This window comes from Streptomyces sp. NBC_01716 (assembly GCF_036248275.1).
Lineage (GTDB): Bacteria > Actinomycetota > Actinomycetes > Streptomycetales > Streptomycetaceae > Streptomyces.
The window spans coordinates 2,533,807-2,549,764 of record NZ_CP109181.1; the positions used below are offsets into that span (position 1 = coordinate 2,533,807).

A 15,958-nucleotide genomic window follows, 5' to 3' on the forward strand; every position below is an offset into this window, starting at 1 on the left:
GCCATCAAACCAGCTTAGGGCCTGTCGTTTGGATCAGGCCGGATCAGGGAGCGGGGTCTGGTGCGTGCGATCGCAAGGCGGAGGAGGGAGACATGGCGGAGCCATGGCGACCGACGACAACGGAGGGGGCACCTCCCGTGCCCCCCCTCGGGGGCTACGGGGGAGAGCGTGCGTGCCAGACCCCGCTCCCTGATCCGGCCTGATCCGAACGACAGGCCCTGACCCTGTGGGTCATGGCCGGATCCGGCGCAGGGCGCGCGGCGTGTTATGCGGGCGGGGCGGCCGTGCGCTGGTAGAAGGGGCGCACCCGCTCCACCATCCACGTACCGACCGGATCCTGGGTGGCGTCCAGCAGTACGAGATTGACGGGCCAGGCGACCTGGGTCCGGCCGAGGGCCCTGCCGAGCGCGTCCATGGGCGCGTTGCGTTCGGCGGCCTCCCAGGAGGAGAGCTGGACGCCGACGAAGAGCACCGGGGGCTCGCCCTCGATGCTCGCCAGCCCCCGGCGGGCGCTGACGACGACGCCGGACGCCTCGAACTCCTCGGCGGCGGCCGTCAGGAAGTCGACGGGGTCCTCCTGCCAGTCGGGCTCGAAGAGCCGCACCCGGCCGCCGCTCGCGGGCCCGTCCAGCGGCGTACGGCCCACCCGGCACAGCTCGGCGACGGCGAGCGGCGGCAGCGGCGCGCCGACCATGCCGCCGGGGTTCACGGCTATGCCGAGCTGCGGCGGCAGGCCGCGGGCGAACTCACGGGCCGGGGCGACCGTGAAGGGCATATGGGCCCCGACGCACTGGAGGAACTGCTGCTCGGAGCTGAAGACGGGGACGTACGGCGCGCCCTCGATCTCCAGCGTGGGCAGATCGAGTCCGGGGCTGTCGGGTCCGCCGCCGTTGGGCAGCGGCACCCAGAGTTGGCTGCGGCCGAGTACCTCGACCAGCCGTCCGCCCGCCGACGCGTTCCCGAGCGACGCGGCGAGCACCTCTTCCAACTCGTTGCCCGGCCATGCTGTGTTCACTGACTCTCCCGTATCGCCCCGTACGCCTTCCCCACCCCCGCGTACCCCGGAAAACCCTAACCCCGCACCGGTCGCCGAACGCCCCGCTCACGCTCCCCGGAAGTCGATCCCCACCAGCGCGCCCGCCGCGTCGCGGTCCAGCAGGACCGCCGACACGCAGCCCGCCGGGAGGCGGCCCGACTCCGCCTCCTTGACCAGGCGGGACACCGCCCGGCGATGGCGGGCGAAGGCGTACCCCGACACACCGCGGCCACGTTCGCGCTGGCCCGCGCGGGCGGTCTTCGGCGTGACGTCCAGCAGGACGAGATGGAGCCTTCTGCCGCGCCGCCGCGCCTCGCGGGCCAGCCAGCGCCGTACCCACGCCTGGGTGCCGCAGTCGTGCACCACGACGCTCTCGCCGGAGCGCAGTGCCCGCCGCAGCCCCGTGTAGTGCGCGAGGCGCACCAGCGGCCGGTAGACCGCGTACGGCAGCCGCGCGGGCAGCCGGCGGGCCCAGCGGTCGCGGGTGTCCTGCGAGTCGATCCCCCGGCCCGCCGCGGCCCGGCCGATCAGCGTGGACTTCCCGCTGCCCGGCAGCCCGGAGACGACGACCACGTCGCCGCCGCCGAACGTCAGGCGCCGGGGCCCCCGGCTTCTCCCCTCGCGCAGGTCCCGGACGACCGGTGGGACCGCCGCCAAGGTCCGGCGGGGGACCGCTGCCGGCTGGGCGGGCACCCCCGCGGTCGTCGCGTACGCGCCTGCACGGGACCGCTGCAACGTCATCGCCCTCCCCCTGTCGGGTCCATCGCCCTGGCCGATGTTCCCTGCCCTTGAAGTGTAAAGAATGGGTAATACGGCACAAGCGTTTTGCTGTTCACGGCCCTGTCGGCTCCGCCCTTCCGGCCGACCGGACGCCCGCGTACGCCCCCCGCCGCCCTCCCGCGCCGGCGACCGCGGGGCGGGAGGGCGGCGCGTGCGATGATGTGCGCGCCAACTCCATAACGGCCGTTCGAATCCGCGCGGGAGAGTCCTGGTCACCATGGGTGCCGGGCGCCGAAGGAGCAAGTTCCTCCCTTGAATCTCTCAGGCCCAGTACCGCGCGGACGAGGCAGATCTGAAAAGTGAATCGCCGTCAGGCGCTTCCACCCACGGTGCAAGTCGCGACCTTTCGTGTGCGTACGTATGAACGTGTACGTGCGGTCGTGATGAACCTCTCAGGTTCCGATGACAGATGGGGAGGATTGTCCTCTCTGTCATGCCCTGGGAGCCACACCTATGAGCAATACGTCTCACACGCCCGCCCCCGAAGCGGCTGGTCCGGACGGCCCGCGCCACACCGCGCTCGACGCCGTCCACCGCGCGCTGGGCGCCACCATGACCGACTTCGCGGGCTGGGACATGCCGCTGCGGTACGCCAGTGAGCGGGAGGAACATCTCGCCGTCCGTACGAAGGCCGGGCTCTTCGACCTCTCCCACATGGGTGAGATCACCGTCAGCGGCCCGCGGGCGGCCCAGGCCCTCGACTACGCGCTGGTCGGCAACATCGGTTCGCTCGCCGTGGGCCGCGCCCGCTACACCATGATCTGCCAGGAGGACGGCGGCATCCTGGACGACCTGATCGTGTACCGCCTCGACACGCACGGGTCACCCGAATTCATGGTCGTCGCGAACGCCTCCAACGCGCGGGTGGTGCTCGACGAGCTGACGGGCCGTGCCGCGGACTTCGACGCCGAGGTGCGGGACGACCGCGACGCGTACGCGCTCCTCGCCGTCCAGGGCCCCGAGTCGCCCGGCATCCTCGCCTCGCTCACCGACGCCGATCTCGCCGGGCTCAAGTACTACGCCGGGCTGCCCGGCACCGTCGCCGGCGTGCCCGCGCTGATCGCCCGTACCGGCTACACGGGTGAGGACGGCTTCGAACTGTTCGTGGCGCCCCGGCACGCGGAAGGGCTGTGGCAGGCGCTGACCGCCGCGGGCGCGTCCGCCGGACTCGTACCGGCCGGGCTCTCGTGCCGCGACACCCTCCGTATGGAGGCCGGGATGCCGCTGTACGGGCAGGAGCTGACCACCGGTCTCACGCCCTTCGACGCGGGCCTGGGCAGGGTGGTCAAGTTCGAGAAGGAGGGTTACTTCGTGGGGCGCCCGGCGCTGGAGGCCGCCGCCGAGCGTGCCGGGAACGCGCCGCCGCGCAAGCTGGTCGGGCTCGTCGCCGAGGGCCGCCGGGTGCCGCGCGCCGGATACCCGGTCGTGGCCGGCGGCGAGGTCGTCGGTCATGTCACCTCGGGCGCGCCGTCGCCGACGCTGGGCCGGCCGATCGCGATGGCCTATGTGGACGCGTCGCACGCCGCGGCGGGCACGGCGGGCGTCGGGGTCGACATCCGGGGCTCGGTCGAGCCGTACGAGGTCGTCGCGCTGCCCTTCTACAAACGACAGAAGTAGCGCCCGGCACCCGTGAGGTGCCGCGCCGGTATCTCACTCCGCAAGACACGTGTTCACCACCACTCCCCCGCGTACAGGAGAATTCACGCCATGAGCAACCCCCAGCAGCTGCGCTACAGCAAGGAGCACGAGTGGCTGTCGACCGCCGATGACGGCGTCTCGACGGTCGGCATCACGGAGTTCGCGGCGAACGCCCTCGGCGACGTCGTGTTCGCCCAGCTCCCCGCGGTCGGTGACACGGTGACCGCGGGCGAGACCTGCGGTGAGCTGGAGTCGACCAAGTCGGTCAGCGACCTGTACTCCCCCGTGACGGGTGAGGTCACCGAGGCGAACCAGGACGTCGTGGACGACCCCTCGCTGGTGAACTCCGCACCCTTCGAGGGCGGCTGGCTGTTCAAGGTACGCGTCGCGGAAGAGCCGAAGGACCTGCTCTCCGCCGACGAGTACACCGAATTCTCCGGCAACTGAGACCCCAGGGACTGTGATGTCTTCGAAGTCGCTCCTCAACTCCTCACTCCACGAGCTCGACCCGGATGTCGCCGCCGCCGTCGACTCCGAACTCCACCGCCAGCAGTCGACGCTCGAAATGATCGCGTCGGAGAACTTCGCGCCGGTCGCCGTCATGGAGGCCCAGGGCTCCGTCCTGACCAACAAGTACGCCGAGGGCTACCCGGGCCGCCGCTACTACGGCGGCTGTGAGTACGTCGACGTGGTCGAGAACATCGCGATCGACCGGGTGAAGGCGCTCTTCGGCGCCGAGCACGCCAACGTGCAGCCGCACTCCGGCGCGCAGGCGAACGCCGCGGCGATGTTCGCGCTGCTGAAGCCCGGCGACACGATCATGGGGCTGAATCTGGCCCACGGCGGCCACCTCACCCACGGCATGAAGATCAACTTCTCCGGCAAGCTCTACAACGTGGTCGCCTACCACGTCGACGAGGAGAGCGGCCAGGTCGACATGGCCGAGGTCGAGCGCCTGGCGAAGGAGTCGCGCCCCAAGCTCATCGTGGCCGGCTGGTCGGCGTATCCGCGGCAGCTCGACTTCGCCGCGTTCCGCCGGATCGCCGACGAGGTCGGCGCGTACCTGATGGTCGACATGGCGCACTTCGCCGGTCTGGTCGCCGCCGGGCTGCACCCGAACCCGGTGCCGCACGCGCACGTCGTCACCACGACCACGCACAAGACCCTGGGCGGCCCGCGCGGCGGCGTGATCCTCTCCACCCAGGAGCTGGCCAAGAAGATCAACTCCGCGGTCTTCCCCGGTCAGCAGGGCGGCCCGCTGGAGCATGTCATCGCGGCGAAGGCGGTCTCGTTCAAGATCGCGGCGTCCGAGGAGTTCAAGGAGCGCCAGCAGCTGACGCTGGACGGCGCGCGCATCCTCGCCGAGCGGCTGGTCCAGGACGACGTCACCAAGGCCGGCGTCTCTGTCCTTTCGGGCGGAACGGATGTGCATCTGGTCCTGGTCGACCTGCGGAACTCGGAGCTGGACGGCCGGCAGGCGGAGGACCGGCTGCACGAGATCGGCATCACGGTCAACCGCAACGCCGTCCCGAACGACCCGCGCCCGCCGATGGTCACCTCCGGCCTGCGGATCGGCACCCCGGCGCTCGCCACCCGCGGCTTCACGGCCGAGGACTTCACCGAGGTCGCGGACGTCATCGCGGCGGCCCTGAAGCCGGAGTTCGACCGCGAGGCCCTGGCCGCGCGCGTGACGGCGCTGGCGACGAAGCACCCGCTGTACCCCGGCCTGTAGTCCCACCGGGTCCCACGGCCGAGGTCGCACCCGCGACCAGGGCGTGTCCGAGGGCCCACGGCCGCGCCGCGCGCACCCGACCGGCGCGCGCGGCGCGCCGTACCGTTGCACCTGTAGTTACGTTTTCTGCACCACCCCGGCAGACGACGGCGTCTACCAGCCCGCAAGGAGTACCACCGTGGCCATCTCGGTCTTCGACCTGTTCTCGATCGGCATCGGCCCGTCCAGCTCCCATACGGTCGGCCCCATGCGCGCGGCCGGTCTCTTCGCGCGGCGGCTGAAGAACGAGGGCCTGATCGCCCACACCGCCTCGGTACGGGCCGAGCTCTTCGGCTCGCTCGGCGCCACCGGCCACGGCCACGGCACGCCCAAGGCGGTGCTGCTGGGCCTGGCGGGCGAGTCCCCCCGTACGGTCGACATCGAGTCCGCCGACGCGCGCGTGGAGGCCATCCGGAGCAGCGGCCGGATCAGCCTGCTCGGGATGCACGAGATCGGCTTCGACTTCGACGCGGACCTGATCCTGCACCGGCGCAAGGCGCTGCCGTACCACGCGAACGGCATGACGGTCTTCGCGTACGACTCCGCCGGCGCCGTCCTCCTGGAGAAGACGTACTACTCGGTCGGCGGCGGCTTCGTCGTGGACGAGGACGCCGTGGACGAGGACCGCATCAAGCTGGACGACACGGTGCTGACGTACCGCTTCCGCAGCGGTGACGAGCTGTTGCGGCTGGCCGGCGAGACCGGGCTCTCGATCTCCGCGCTGATGCTGGAGAACGAGAAGGCGTGGCGCACGGAGACCGAGATCCGTGAGGGGCTGCTGGAGATCTGGGGGGCCATGCGCGAGTGCGTGTCACGCGGCATGACCCGCGAGGGCCTGCTGCCCGGCGGCCTCAAGGTGCGCCGCCGCGCGGCGAACTCCGCCCGGCAGCTGCGTGCCGAGGGCGACCCGGCGGCCCGCGCGATGGAGTGGATCACCCTCTACGCGATGGCGGTCAACGAGGAGAACGCGGCTGGCGGGCGCGTCGTCACCGCCCCCACGAACGGCGCGGCGGGCATCATCCCGGCGGTGCTGCACTACTACCTGAACTTCGCCGCTGCCGGGCACACGGACGCCGAGAAAAACGACGACATCGTCCGCTTCCTGCTCGCCGCCGGCGCGATCGGCATGCTCTTCAAGGAGAACGCGTCCATCTCGGGCGCCGAGGTCGGCTGCCAGGGTGAGGTCGGCTCCGCCTGCTCGATGGCGGCGGGCGCCCTCGCGGAGGTCCTGGGCGGCAGCCCCGAACAGGTCGAGAACGCGGCCGAGATCGGTATGGAGCACAACCTCGGCCTGACCTGTGACCCGGTCGGCGGCCTCGTACAGATCCCGTGCATCGAGCGCAACGGCATGGCGGCGGTCAAGGCCGTGACGGCGGCGAAGATGGCGCTGCGCGGCGACGGCAGCCACAAGGTGTCGCTGGACAAGGTCATCAAGACGATGAAGGAGACCGGCGCGGACATGTCGGTCAAGTACAAGGAGACCGCGCGGGGCGGGCTCGCGGTGAACATCATCGAATGCTGAGACGTCAGGGGTGAATGACATGGCCGGTATGTCCGCACTCGAACTCGAAACGCTCTGGACCGAGTTCCACGGCGTGGTCAACATGACCTCGCAGGAGATCGGGGTGGTCCTCCAGACGGAGGGGGGCGCGGAGGATGCGGACTCCGGGTCCGAATCCGAGTGGACGACAACCGGGCTGCGGGTGCTGGAGATCCTGCAGAAGCGCCGCAGCGAGCTGACCGAGGCAGACACCCGGGTCATGTACGACGTGGTGGAACGCGTCGAGGACTTCACACCCGACGCGGCCGGCCGGCCGAGCCGTGACCAGCTGATGAGGCTCGGTCACGACCCGCTGAGGTCGGGGCCCGAAGGCTCGCTGTGAGGCCGGGGCGTCAGCGGGGGACGTGCCACAGGACGACGCAGGCGGCGCCGATCACCGCGGTGAGGCTCGCGCACACCAGGCGCCGCCGCAGCAGCTCGTAACGCGCGGTGTACTCCTCCCGCAATTCACCGGCGCGCGCCACCACCAGTTCCAGCGCCCGCCGGGACATGGCGATGTGGTCCTGGGTGTAGAGCCTGACGACCTCTTCGTGCTGTGCGGTGGTCAGCCACGGCATGCGGTCGGCGAAGACCACGGCGTGCGCGCGGGCCTCCCGTACGCGGCTCTGGGCCAGCAGATAGCCCTCCAGCTGCTGGATGCCCGCGGCGGCCTCCTCCGACGACGATGACCTGCCGATCACGGCCGGTCCTTGTCGTCCCCCGATGGACCGCTGACGTCCGCCTCGGGCTCCACGACGTCCCTGCGGCCCGCGTTGTGCTCGTCCACGAGTGCGGTGACCTCGGGGTGGTGCAGGTCGAACGCCGGGGATTCGGAGCGGATCCGGGGCAGCGTGAGGAAGTTGTGCCGCGGCGGCGGGCAGGAAGTCGCCCATTCGAGTGAGCGGCCGTAGCCCCACGGGTCGTCCACCTCGACCTTCTTCCCGTATTTCTCGGTCTTCCAGACGTTGTAGAAGAACGGCAGCATCGAGAGGCCGAGCAGGAACGAGCTGATCGAGGACGTGGTGTTGAGGGCCGTGAAGCCGTCGGCGGCGAGGTAGTCCGCGTACCGCCGTGGCATGCCCTCGGCGCCCAGCCAGTGCTGCACGAGGAACGTGCCGTGGAAACCGACGAACAGCGTCCAGAAGGTGATCTTCCCGAGCCGTTCGTCGAGCATCTTGCCCGTCATCTTCGGCCACCAGAAATGGAAGCCGGCGAACATCGCGAAGACCACCGTGCCGAAGACGACGTAATGGAAGTGCGCGACGACGAAGTACGAGTCGGAGACATGGAAGTCCATCGGCGGCGAGGCCAGGATGACGCCTGTCAGGCCCCCGAAAAGGAACGTGACGAGAAATCCGATCGACCAGAGCATCGGCGTCTCGAAGGACAACGAGCCTTTCCACATCGTGCCGATCCAGTTGAAGAATTTCACTCCTGTCGGTACGGCGATCAGGAATGTCATGAACGAGAAGAACGGCAGCAGCACACCGCCGGTGACGAACATGTGATGGGCCCAGACGGTGGCGGAGAGCCCCGCGATGGCGATGGTCGCGCCGACGAGGCCGATATAGCCGAAAATCGGCTTCCGGCTGAAGACCGGGATGACTTCGGAGACGATCCCGAAGAAGGGCAGGGCGATGATGTACACCTCTGGATGCCCGAAGAACCAGAAGAGATGCTGCCAGAGCAACGCGCCGCCGTTGGCCGCGTCGAAGATGTGCGCACCGAACTTCCGGTCGGCCTCCAGGGCGAGGAGCGCACCGGCCAGCACCGGGAAGGCGAGCAGGACCAGTACGGCCGTCAGCAGCACGTTCCAGCAGAAGATCGGCATCCGGAACATCGTCATGCCGGGCGCGCGCATGCAGACGATCGTGGTGATGAAGTTGACCGAGCCGAGGATCGTGCCGAAGCCGGAGAACGCCAGACCCATGATCCACAGATCGGCGCCGACGCCGTTCGAGCGGATCGCGTCCGAGAGCGGGGAGTACGCGGTCCAGCCGAAGTCCGCGGCGCCCTGCGGAGTGATGAATCCCGCGATGACGATCGTCGAGCCGAACAGATAGAGCCAGTAGGCGAACATGTTGAGCCGCGGGAACGCCACATCGGGTGCGCCGAGCTGAAGCGGCATGATCCAGTTGGTGAATCCGGCGAACAGCGGCGTCGCGAACATCAGCAGCATGATCGTGCCGTGCACCGTGAACGCCTGATTGAACTGCTCGTGCGACAGGATCTGAATGCCGGGCCGGGCGAGTTCGGCGCGCATGACCAGCGCCAGGACCCCACCGATCACAAAGAAGCCGAAGGACGTGATCAGATACAGCGTGCCGATCGTCTTGTGGTCGGTGCTGGTCAGCCATTTGATGACGACATTACCGGGCTCTTTCCGCCGCACCGGCAGCTCGTCCTGGTACGCGTCGTCCTCACTCTCCTGCGGGGCACCGACGTCAAATCCGGGCTGTGCTGCCACACCAACTCCAGTTCACTCACCAGCCACCGGCACGAACCCGCACATGCCGGCAGGGCAAACCCAGCGAAAAAAGGATGATTACGCCCGCAATGTATTCCATGCCGCTTCTCCGGGCTTACCCAGAAGGCGCCGTCGGGCGGGGTTTCACACGTTCGTGGGTTCTGCCTGAGCTCACGTCGACCAGGCGCGCATATTTTTCTCTATTCCGGCTTTCGGCCTGCGGACCTGGTTTTCGCGGCCAGGACGACAGGAGTCGGACCGCCGGATTCGGCGAATCTTTCGGGCGTCAGTCCGGCGTCCAGGAACGCGTGCAGCAACTCGGGCAGCGGACGGTGCGTCGCGCCGACCTTGTCGCGCACTCCCCGGTCCGTCCAGGAGTCCGTCGTCCAGTGGCCGTCAAGGTAGCCGGGGCGGACGACCACCACGTCCGGGTCGCTTCGGTCGGCGAAACCGCCGCAGAAACAGGGGTGGACGCCGATGTGCACGAACACCCCGCCGGGACGCAGCACCCTGGCCACCTCGCGGAGCACCGCCGGGTACCCGGGCATGTCGGTGTGCACCATCACGGCGATGACCGCAGGGACGGATCCGTCGCGGAACGGCAGCCGTTCGGCGTCGGCACGGGCCACCGGCAGCCGGCCGCTCGCGTGGCGCAGCATCCCGGCCGAGAAGTCCACACCCACCGGTGTCCGGCCGAGGGCCCGGACGCGGGCCGCGTGGATACCGGTGCCGCAGCCGATCTCCAGGCACATGCCGGTTCCCTCGCCGAGCAGTTCGCCGATGAGGTCACCGAGACCGAGCGGGTCCTCGTGCCCGGTGTCCGTCACCCCCAGGAATTCACGCTCGTACCAGTCCGCGATCTCGTCGTACGCCGCCGCCGTCGCCATGGGCCCGCCCTTCCCGCTCATCTGCCGCTTCCGCTGCCGTGAGTTCGGCCTCGTTCGCTCAGCAACCTGCCCCTTTCACGGGGCCGCGCCCCGGGTTCCGCTCGGGGCGGAATGCGGGGCGCGGGGGGGCTTCGGCGAGGGGTCAGGTGTTCAGGTGGATCGGAAGGGTGGTGGAGCTGTTGGAGAAGAGGGAGGGGACCGGGATCAGGTTCGAGGGGTCGATCGCGAGCGTCAGGTGGGGGTATTTCCTGAAGACCGCCGGGATCGCGAGCGCCGCTTCCAGGCGGGCCAGTGGGGCGCCCAGGCAGAAGTGGGGGCCATGGCTGAAGGCCAGGTGTTTGCGCTGGTCCCTGGTGATGTCGAACTCGTCCGCCGCTTCGCCGTGTTGGGCCTTGTCGCGGCCGACCGCGCTGTACGGGGCCATGATCGCCTCGCCCTTGGGGATGGGTACGCCCGCGATCTCGACGTCCTGAAGGGGGTAGCGGAAGGGGAAGTTGCCGATCGGGGCGTCCCAGCGCAGGGTCTCCTCGACCACGTCCGCCCAGACCGCCTCGTCACCCTGTTCGGCGACCGCGCGCTGTTCGGGGTGGGTGAGCAGGGCGCGTACGGCGTTGGTGATGAGGCTCAGCGTCGTCTCCTGGCCGGCGGAGAGCATCAGCAGCAGCATGCCGACCAATTCCTCCTCGCTCAGCGAGTCGGGGTCCTCATCGCGGGCGGCGATGAGCGCGCTGGTCAGGTCGGAGCCAGGGTTTGCGCGGCAGTTGTCGACGACCCGGGCCAGGAGCTCGTACTGCTCGATCTGACTCGCCGTCACCTCATCGGGCCCCAGGTCGGAGCGGAAGATGTTGTCCATCAACTCCTTGAGCCGGGCCGCTCGTGCTCGGGCACGCCGAACAGTTCGCAGATCACCCGCATGGGCACCGGGTGGGCGAAGTGGCGGCGCAGGTCGACGCTGCCGTCGGCCTCCACGTGCGACGGCAGCGCGTCCAGCAGTTCATCGACGATCTGCTCGATGCGCGGGCGCAGTTCCTGGACCAGGCGGGGCGTGAAGGTCTGGGTGACCAGTTTCCGCAGCCTGCGGTGTTCCTGGCCGTCCGAGGTGACCATGTTGGTGACCTTCACCATGCCGATGAGCGGCCAGCCGTCGGATATCTCGCCGCGCAGGACGGCGTTCCAGTTGCGCCAGTCCTTGCTGAAGCGCGGGTCGGCGACCATGTCGTTCAGCAGGGCGTGGTCGGTCACCGACCACGCCATCACGTCTCCGGGCAGCCTGATACGGACCACGGGGCCGAGTTCACGGAGTCCGGCCGCTTCGCCGTGGTGGTCCCTGCCGTGCGGGTCGAGGGTGACGACCGGTACCTCCGACTCGGAGGAGGCTGTGGCTCGCAAGGTCATTCGCGTCTCCAGAACTCGGGCTGAAACGGGGGCTGATGTGGGTGTGGCTATCCCCGGCCGGTACGGAGCGGAATCCGTGCCGCCGAGAACCGTGCCGGGAGGGCCACGGGGACCCGCGTCCACGGGGACGGGCGCCAGGTCAACTCGTCTGCGGGGACGGTGAGTTCCATGTCGGGCAGCAGGTTCAGCGCGGTGTTCACGGCCGTACGGGTGATGAGCCGCGCCGGTACCTGCGCCGGGCAGACGTGCGGTCCGGCCGAGAAGGCGAGGTGGGCACGGTTGCCCGGCTCCTCGTCGCCCTCGTCGGGGCGGATCGCCGGGTCGTCGTTGGCGGCGGCGTGCCCGAGGATGAGGCAGTCGCCGCGCTCGATGAACCGGCCGCCCAGCTCGGTGTCGTGCAGCGCGTAGCGGGCCGGCATGTTGTTCATGGGCGGGTCGCGCCACAACGCCTGGTCGAGCGCGTCGTCCACCCCGAGCCTGCCCCCGTGCAGCCGGGCGGCGAAGCGCGGGTCGGTGAGCATCAGGCGCAGTGTGTGCGCGATCCAGGCGGTGACCGTCTCGTTGCCGGCGGAGATCATCACCACGATCGACTGGAGGCGCTCGGCCTCGTTGCGGAGGTTCGGGTGGTTGATGAAGACCGTCGTCATGTCGTCGGCCGGGTTGCGCCGCCGTTCACGCACCGTGTCGAACAGGATCTTCTCGAAGTGCCGGTTGCCGGCCTGCGAGTCGTCCGCACTGCCGAACAGGGCGATGAGCGCGTCCAGCAACTCCCGTCCCTCGATGGCATCCAGGCCGAAGAGCGAGGCGAGGGAGAGCATCGGCACGATCGTGGCGTACTCGTTCACCAGATCCGCGCTGCCGCGCTCGGAGAACTCCGCGATCAGGTCGGTGCAGATCCGCTCGACATGGCGGCGCACCTTGCGCTGGTCGATCCGCGCGATGCCGTCGTCCAACGGCTTGCGCAGCCGCCGGTGTTCGGCCCCGTCGGCGCCGACGACGTTCGCGCGCCAGCCCATCATCGGCAGCAGACCTGAGTCGGGTGAGACGACCCCGTCGTACATATGGCGCCACTTGCGGCCGTCGCGGGAGTAGATCTGTTCCTGCCGGGTGATGGTCAGCAGCTCCCGGTAGCCCATCACGAGCCAGGCGGGGACGCCCGGTTCGAGCTCCACCCGGGCCACGTTGCCCCACTCGGCGCGGAGTTGGCGGTAGACGGCGCGGGGGTCGGGCGCGCCGACCGCGGCGGACAGCGGAAGCAGCCCCGTACCGCCGCCGGAGTTGGAGCGGTGCGCCGGGCACCCCGGCGGAGGCGACGTCACCGGCTCGGCGGCCGACGAGGAGGGGGACGAGGAGGCGGACGCCGGCGCGGGCTTCGGGGCGGGCTTCGGGGCGGAACTCATGAGGCGGTCTCCGGAGTACGTAACAAGCTCGCCGACACATACTCGACAAGGCTGATCAGGGCGTCGACGGACGACGCGTGCTCGCGCGCGTCGCACACCACCACCGGCGTCGCGGGCAACAGGTCCAGTGCGCCGCGCAGTTCGTCCGCGCCGTACTGCTCGCTGTCCGGGAACTGGTTGACGGCGACCGCGAACGGCAGCCCCCGCAGCTCCAGTTGTTCGAGGACGTCGAAGCTGTCCTCCAGTCTCCGGGTGTCGACGATGACGAGGACACCGAGCGCGCCCTCCGCCAGCCCCTCCCACAGGTCCCAGAAGCGGCGCTGCCCGGGTGTCCCGAACAGATAGAGGACCAGGCGGGAGTTGAGGGTGATCCGGCCGAAGTCCATGGCGACGGTGGTCGTCGTCTTCGTACTCATCCCGGCCAGGTCGTCCACGCCGATACTCGCCCGCGTCATGACCTCCTCGGTGCGCAGCGGTTCGATCTCGCTGACCGAGCCGACCAGCGTGGTCTTGCCGACGCCGAAAGCGCCCACGACCAGGATCTTGACGGCCTGCTGGACGGTGTCGGGCAAGTAGCGGTCAGCGGAGCCGACGGAGACCATCCAGTACCTCCTGGAGGAGTTGCGGATCGGGCATGGCGGCCTTGGGCACACCCGAACGGGCGGCCAGATGGCCGCTGTCGACGAGATCGGACGCCAGCACCTTCACCAGGCTGACCGGCAGTTCGAGATGGGCGGCCGCCTCCACGACGGAGAGCAGCCGCTCACACATCCGTACCAGGGCGCGTTCTTCCCTGGTCGCCGAGACCGGCAGGGCGCGTGGAGGAGTGATCGCCACGAGGAGGGTCTCGATGCTTATGGTGTTGCGGGTCGGCCGGGAGCGCCCTTTGGTGATCACGTACGGACGTAACGCGCTGTCCGCGTACGCCTCCTCTCCCGGACCACTCATACGGGGTCCTGGCGCGGCGGGCTGCTCAGGTTGCCCGCGCCGATCTTGATCACCTGCGCCTGCATCTGCTTGGCGACGAGCTTCGGGTCCACCACGGGGCCCGTCACGACGGCGAGATGGGCTCCGTTGGCACTGCGCATGAAGAGGAAGCCGCCGTTGAACTCCACCATCTGCTGGTGTACGGCTCCGCCGTCCTGGCCGAACTCGCGGCCGAGACCGCGGCCGAGGGACTGAAGGCCCGAGCAACTGGCCGACAGGCGCTCGGCGGAGTCCCTGTCCATGCCCTCGGAGCTGGCCAGGAGAAGTCCGTCGGCACTGAAGACGATCACGCGCTCGACCCCGGGTACGACGGCGACTTCGGCGATCATCCAGCTGCGCTGCTCCGGGTTCTCCACGTAGCTCATAGTCACGTCTGTCCTTCTGGGGGGAGGGGGGTGGCGGACGGGGGCACATCGTGCGGGCCCTCGTCGGTGGCGGTGTCCGTGGCGGCGGACTCGCCGGAGGGCGGCAAGGTGCGACCGCCCTCGAAGAACTGCTCCATCCAGTCGCCCGCCTCTTCCGGCGAGCCGGGCGGGGTGACCGCGGTGGGGCCCGGGGGCACCGTCGCGGCGCCGGGCTCGTACTCCTCGCGCCGCGAACGGCGCTGCGGGAGGCGAGGTCCGGTGCGCGGCGGGGCGCCGTCGGGGGCGTCGACCGCCGGGGCGGGGGCGGGAGTTGGCACCTGGGCCGACGGGGGTACGGCGGAGGGGTCCGCGGGGGCCAGGTCGCCCGGCGCGTTCTCCGGCGCCGGAGCGGGCGTCGGGACCTCCGGGACCGGCAGCGTCGACGGCAGGACCCGCCCGGCCGGCGTACCGGCGGGTGCCAGCGTGTGCAGTACGTCCACCGGCACCAGGACCACGGCGCGGACACCGCCGTACGGCGATGGCCCGAGATCGACCTGGAAGCCGTGCCGTTCGGCGAAGCGGCCCACGACCGCGAACCCGGTGCGCGGAATCTCGCCCACGTCGCCGACACCGAGGAGCCGCCGCCCCGAGACGATCTCGCGCGCCTCGGCCAGCCGGTACTCGTCCAGGCCGAGGCCGCCGTCGTCCACCTCGATGACGGCGCCGCGCTGCACCGTACGCACCGTCACGGGCACACCGGTCTTCGGCGGCGAGTACTCGGTGGCGTTGGCGAGGAGTTCGGCGATGAGATGGATCAGGGGCTCCACGGCGGACGGGGTGACGCCCACGTCCGGGTCGCCGCTGACCTCGACGCGCCGGAAGGCGACGATGCGTCCGGACGCGGCGCGCACGACGTCCACCAGTGCGAGCGGGCGCTGCCACTGCTGGCCGGGCCACTCGCCGCACAGCACCTTGAGGCTCTGCGCGTGCCGCGCCTGCTGGGTGGCCGCGTGGTCCACCAGCATCGTGGTCTCCAGCAGGTCCGCGTCGCCCGGGTAGCGGTCGGCGAGACCCGTCACGGTCGCCTGGATCCGGTGCGCGGAGGTCTGCACCCGGCTCGCCAGCTCGACCAGCGAGAGCCGCTGCGACTCCTCGCGGTCGTCGGACGCGTCGGTGACGGCGGTCAGCATCCGGTCGAGCCACTCGGTCACGCCGGGACCCAACTCGTCCTCGGTGTGCAGCGGCTTGGGGACCTCCTCGGTCCGGGAGAGCGCGACGGGAAGTCGCTTCGTGACGGTGAACTCGACCTCCGCGCGGACCAGTTCGGCCCGGTTCCGGACGTAGCCCTGCCAGTGGGCCTCGCGGCTGTCCAGTTCGGCCTGTACGTCCTTGGCCTCGGCCCGTGCCTCCTCGGCCTCCGCCCGTACGCGCTCGGCCTCCGCCCGCCACCGTGCGGCGTCCGACGCGGCCTCACGGTGCCGCCCGCGCAGGAGTTCCAGGGCGCCGACGACGAGCAGGGCGACCGCTCCGTACGCCACCGCCGCCCCGATGTTTACGCCGACCAGGGGCACCATGCCCGCGGCGAAGGCCAACGGGGTCAGAAGCCGCGTGAGCGGCCACAGGAGCCGTGTCCCCCTGGCGGGCGGGGGTAACGCGGGGGTGGTGGTGGGGGATCGGACCATGGGAGAACCTTCGAGTTGACTGACATCGATG

15 protein-coding genes, 1 pseudogene and 1 riboswitch are annotated in these 15,958 nt (G+C 70.1%); of the genes and pseudogenes, 5 read left to right on the forward strand and 11 right to left on the reverse strand.

What is annotated here, in order from left to right; translation table 11 throughout:
- Positions 1-265: 265 nt before the first annotated feature.
- The gene (locus OIE74_RS10785) at positions 266-1,015 is read right to left on the reverse strand and encodes an enhanced serine sensitivity protein SseB (RefSeq protein ID WP_329381212.1); all 750 of its coding nucleotides are present in this window, start codon (positions 1,013-1,015) and stop codon (positions 266-268) included.
- Positions 1,016-1,102: 87 nt separating this feature from the next.
- Complete coding sequence (locus OIE74_RS10790) at positions 1,103-1,777, reverse strand: AAA family ATPase (RefSeq protein ID WP_329381214.1); 675 nt, start codon at positions 1,775-1,777, stop codon at positions 1,103-1,105.
- A gap of 227 nt (positions 1,778-2,004) precedes the next feature.
- Positions 2,005-2,102, forward strand: a riboswitch (glycine riboswitch).
- Positions 2,103-2,269: 167 nt separating this feature from the next.
- Here OIE74_RS10790 and gcvT point away from each other — a divergent pair.
- The 5 genes from gcvT (at position 2,270) to OIE74_RS10815 (ending at position 7,108) form a co-directional block, all read left to right on the forward strand.
- Positions 2,270-3,433: a glycine cleavage system aminomethyltransferase GcvT gene (gcvT, locus tag OIE74_RS10795; RefSeq protein WP_329381217.1), complete on the forward strand. Its 1,164-nt coding sequence runs from the start codon at positions 2,270-2,272 to the stop codon at positions 3,431-3,433.
- Between the two features lie 90 nt (positions 3,434-3,523).
- Positions 3,524-3,901, forward strand: coding sequence for a glycine cleavage system protein GcvH (gene gcvH, locus OIE74_RS10800; RefSeq protein WP_329381220.1), 378 nt, complete (start codon positions 3,524-3,526; stop codon positions 3,899-3,901).
- A gap of 16 nt (positions 3,902-3,917) precedes the next feature.
- Entirely contained in the window at positions 3,918-5,186 is a 1,269-nt protein-coding gene (glyA, locus tag OIE74_RS10805) for a serine hydroxymethyltransferase (RefSeq protein WP_329381224.1), read from the forward strand.
- A gap of 178 nt (positions 5,187-5,364) precedes the next feature.
- The gene (locus tag OIE74_RS10810; protein ID WP_329381227.1) at positions 5,365-6,747 is read left to right on the forward strand and encodes an L-serine ammonia-lyase; all 1,383 of its coding nucleotides are present in this window, start codon (positions 5,365-5,367) and stop codon (positions 6,745-6,747) included.
- 19 nt (positions 6,748-6,766) lie between these two features.
- On the forward strand, positions 6,767-7,108 hold the full coding sequence (locus tag OIE74_RS10815) for a DUF3140 domain-containing protein (protein ID WP_329381230.1): 342 nt from the start codon (positions 6,767-6,769) through the stop codon (positions 7,106-7,108).
- Between the two features lie 10 nt (positions 7,109-7,118).
- On the opposite strand, the gene OIE74_RS10820 is transcribed toward OIE74_RS10815, so the two are convergent.
- From OIE74_RS10820 to OIE74_RS10860, 9 genes and pseudogenes are all read right to left on the reverse strand, one after another.
- Positions 7,119-7,466: a hypothetical protein gene (locus tag OIE74_RS10820; RefSeq protein WP_329381234.1), complete on the reverse strand. Its 348-nt coding sequence runs from the start codon at positions 7,464-7,466 to the stop codon at positions 7,119-7,121.
- Positions 7,463-9,232, reverse strand: a complete 1,770-nt coding sequence (gene ctaD, locus OIE74_RS10825; RefSeq protein ID WP_443076079.1) for an aa3-type cytochrome oxidase subunit I — start codon at positions 9,230-9,232, stop codon at positions 7,463-7,465. Before ctaD ends, OIE74_RS10820 begins: the two co-directional genes overlap by 4 nt.
- 200 nt (positions 9,233-9,432) lie before the next feature.
- Entirely contained in the window at positions 9,433-10,140 is a 708-nt protein-coding gene (locus OIE74_RS10830; protein ID WP_329381237.1) for a class I SAM-dependent methyltransferase, read from the reverse strand.
- Between the two features lie 121 nt (positions 10,141-10,261).
- Positions 10,262-11,514 (reverse strand): annotated as a pseudogene (locus OIE74_RS10835) (cytochrome P450 family protein).
- A 47-nt stretch (positions 11,515-11,561) separates the two neighbouring features.
- Complete coding sequence (locus OIE74_RS10840; RefSeq protein WP_329381240.1) at positions 11,562-12,914, reverse strand: cytochrome P450; 1,353 nt, start codon at positions 12,912-12,914, stop codon at positions 11,562-11,564.
- Positions 12,911-13,516: a GTP-binding protein gene (locus OIE74_RS10845; protein ID WP_329381243.1), complete on the reverse strand. Its 606-nt coding sequence runs from the start codon at positions 13,514-13,516 to the stop codon at positions 12,911-12,913. The genes OIE74_RS10840 and OIE74_RS10845 overlap by 4 nt, the downstream gene beginning before the upstream one ends.
- Complete coding sequence (locus OIE74_RS10850; protein WP_329381246.1) at positions 13,494-13,862, reverse strand: DUF742 domain-containing protein; 369 nt, start codon at positions 13,860-13,862, stop codon at positions 13,494-13,496. The genes OIE74_RS10845 and OIE74_RS10850 overlap by 23 nt, the downstream gene beginning before the upstream one ends.
- Positions 13,859-14,266, reverse strand: coding sequence for a roadblock/LC7 domain-containing protein (locus OIE74_RS10855; RefSeq protein ID WP_329381249.1), 408 nt, complete (start codon positions 14,264-14,266; stop codon positions 13,859-13,861). Before OIE74_RS10855 ends, OIE74_RS10850 begins: the two co-directional genes overlap by 4 nt.
- Before the next feature lie 2 nt (positions 14,267-14,268).
- Complete coding sequence (locus OIE74_RS10860) at positions 14,269-15,927, reverse strand: ATP-binding protein (RefSeq protein WP_329381252.1); 1,659 nt, start codon at positions 15,925-15,927, stop codon at positions 14,269-14,271.
- Positions 15,928-15,958 lie beyond the last annotated feature (31 nt).

Bases quoted from the DNA above. Each gene is read 5' to 3' on its own strand.
- OIE74_RS10790 (WP_329381214.1), bottom strand. From the start codon at position 1,777: ATGACGTTGCAGCGGTCCCGTGCAGGCGCGTACGCGACGACCGCGGGG.
- gcvT (WP_329381217.1), top strand. From the start codon at position 2,270: ATGAGCAATACGTCTCACACGCCCGCCCCCGAAGCGGCTGGTCCGGAC.
- gcvH (WP_329381220.1), top strand. From the start codon at position 3,524: ATGAGCAACCCCCAGCAGCTGCGCTACAGCAAGGAGCACGAGTGGCTG.
- glyA (WP_329381224.1), top strand. From the start codon at position 3,918: ATGTCTTCGAAGTCGCTCCTCAACTCCTCACTCCACGAGCTCGACCCG.
- OIE74_RS10815 (WP_329381230.1), top strand. From the start codon at position 6,767: ATGGCCGGTATGTCCGCACTCGAACTCGAAACGCTCTGGACCGAGTTC.
- OIE74_RS10830 (WP_329381237.1), bottom strand. From the start codon at position 10,140: ATGAGCGGGAAGGGCGGGCCCATGGCGACGGCGGCGGCGTACGACGAG.
- OIE74_RS10840 (WP_329381240.1), bottom strand. From the start codon at position 12,914: ATGAGTTCCGCCCCGAAGCCCGCCCCGAAGCCCGCGCCGGCGTCCGCC.
- OIE74_RS10845 (WP_329381243.1), bottom strand. From the start codon at position 13,516: ATGGTCTCCGTCGGCTCCGCTGACCGCTACTTGCCCGACACCGTCCAG.
- OIE74_RS10850 (WP_329381246.1), bottom strand. From the start codon at position 13,862: ATGAGTGGTCCGGGAGAGGAGGCGTACGCGGACAGCGCGTTACGTCCG.
- OIE74_RS10855 (WP_329381249.1), bottom strand. From the start codon at position 14,266: ATGAGCTACGTGGAGAACCCGGAGCAGCGCAGCTGGATGATCGCCGAA.
- OIE74_RS10860 (WP_329381252.1), bottom strand. From the start codon at position 15,927: ATGGTCCGATCCCCCACCACCACCCCCGCGTTACCCCCGCCCGCCAGG.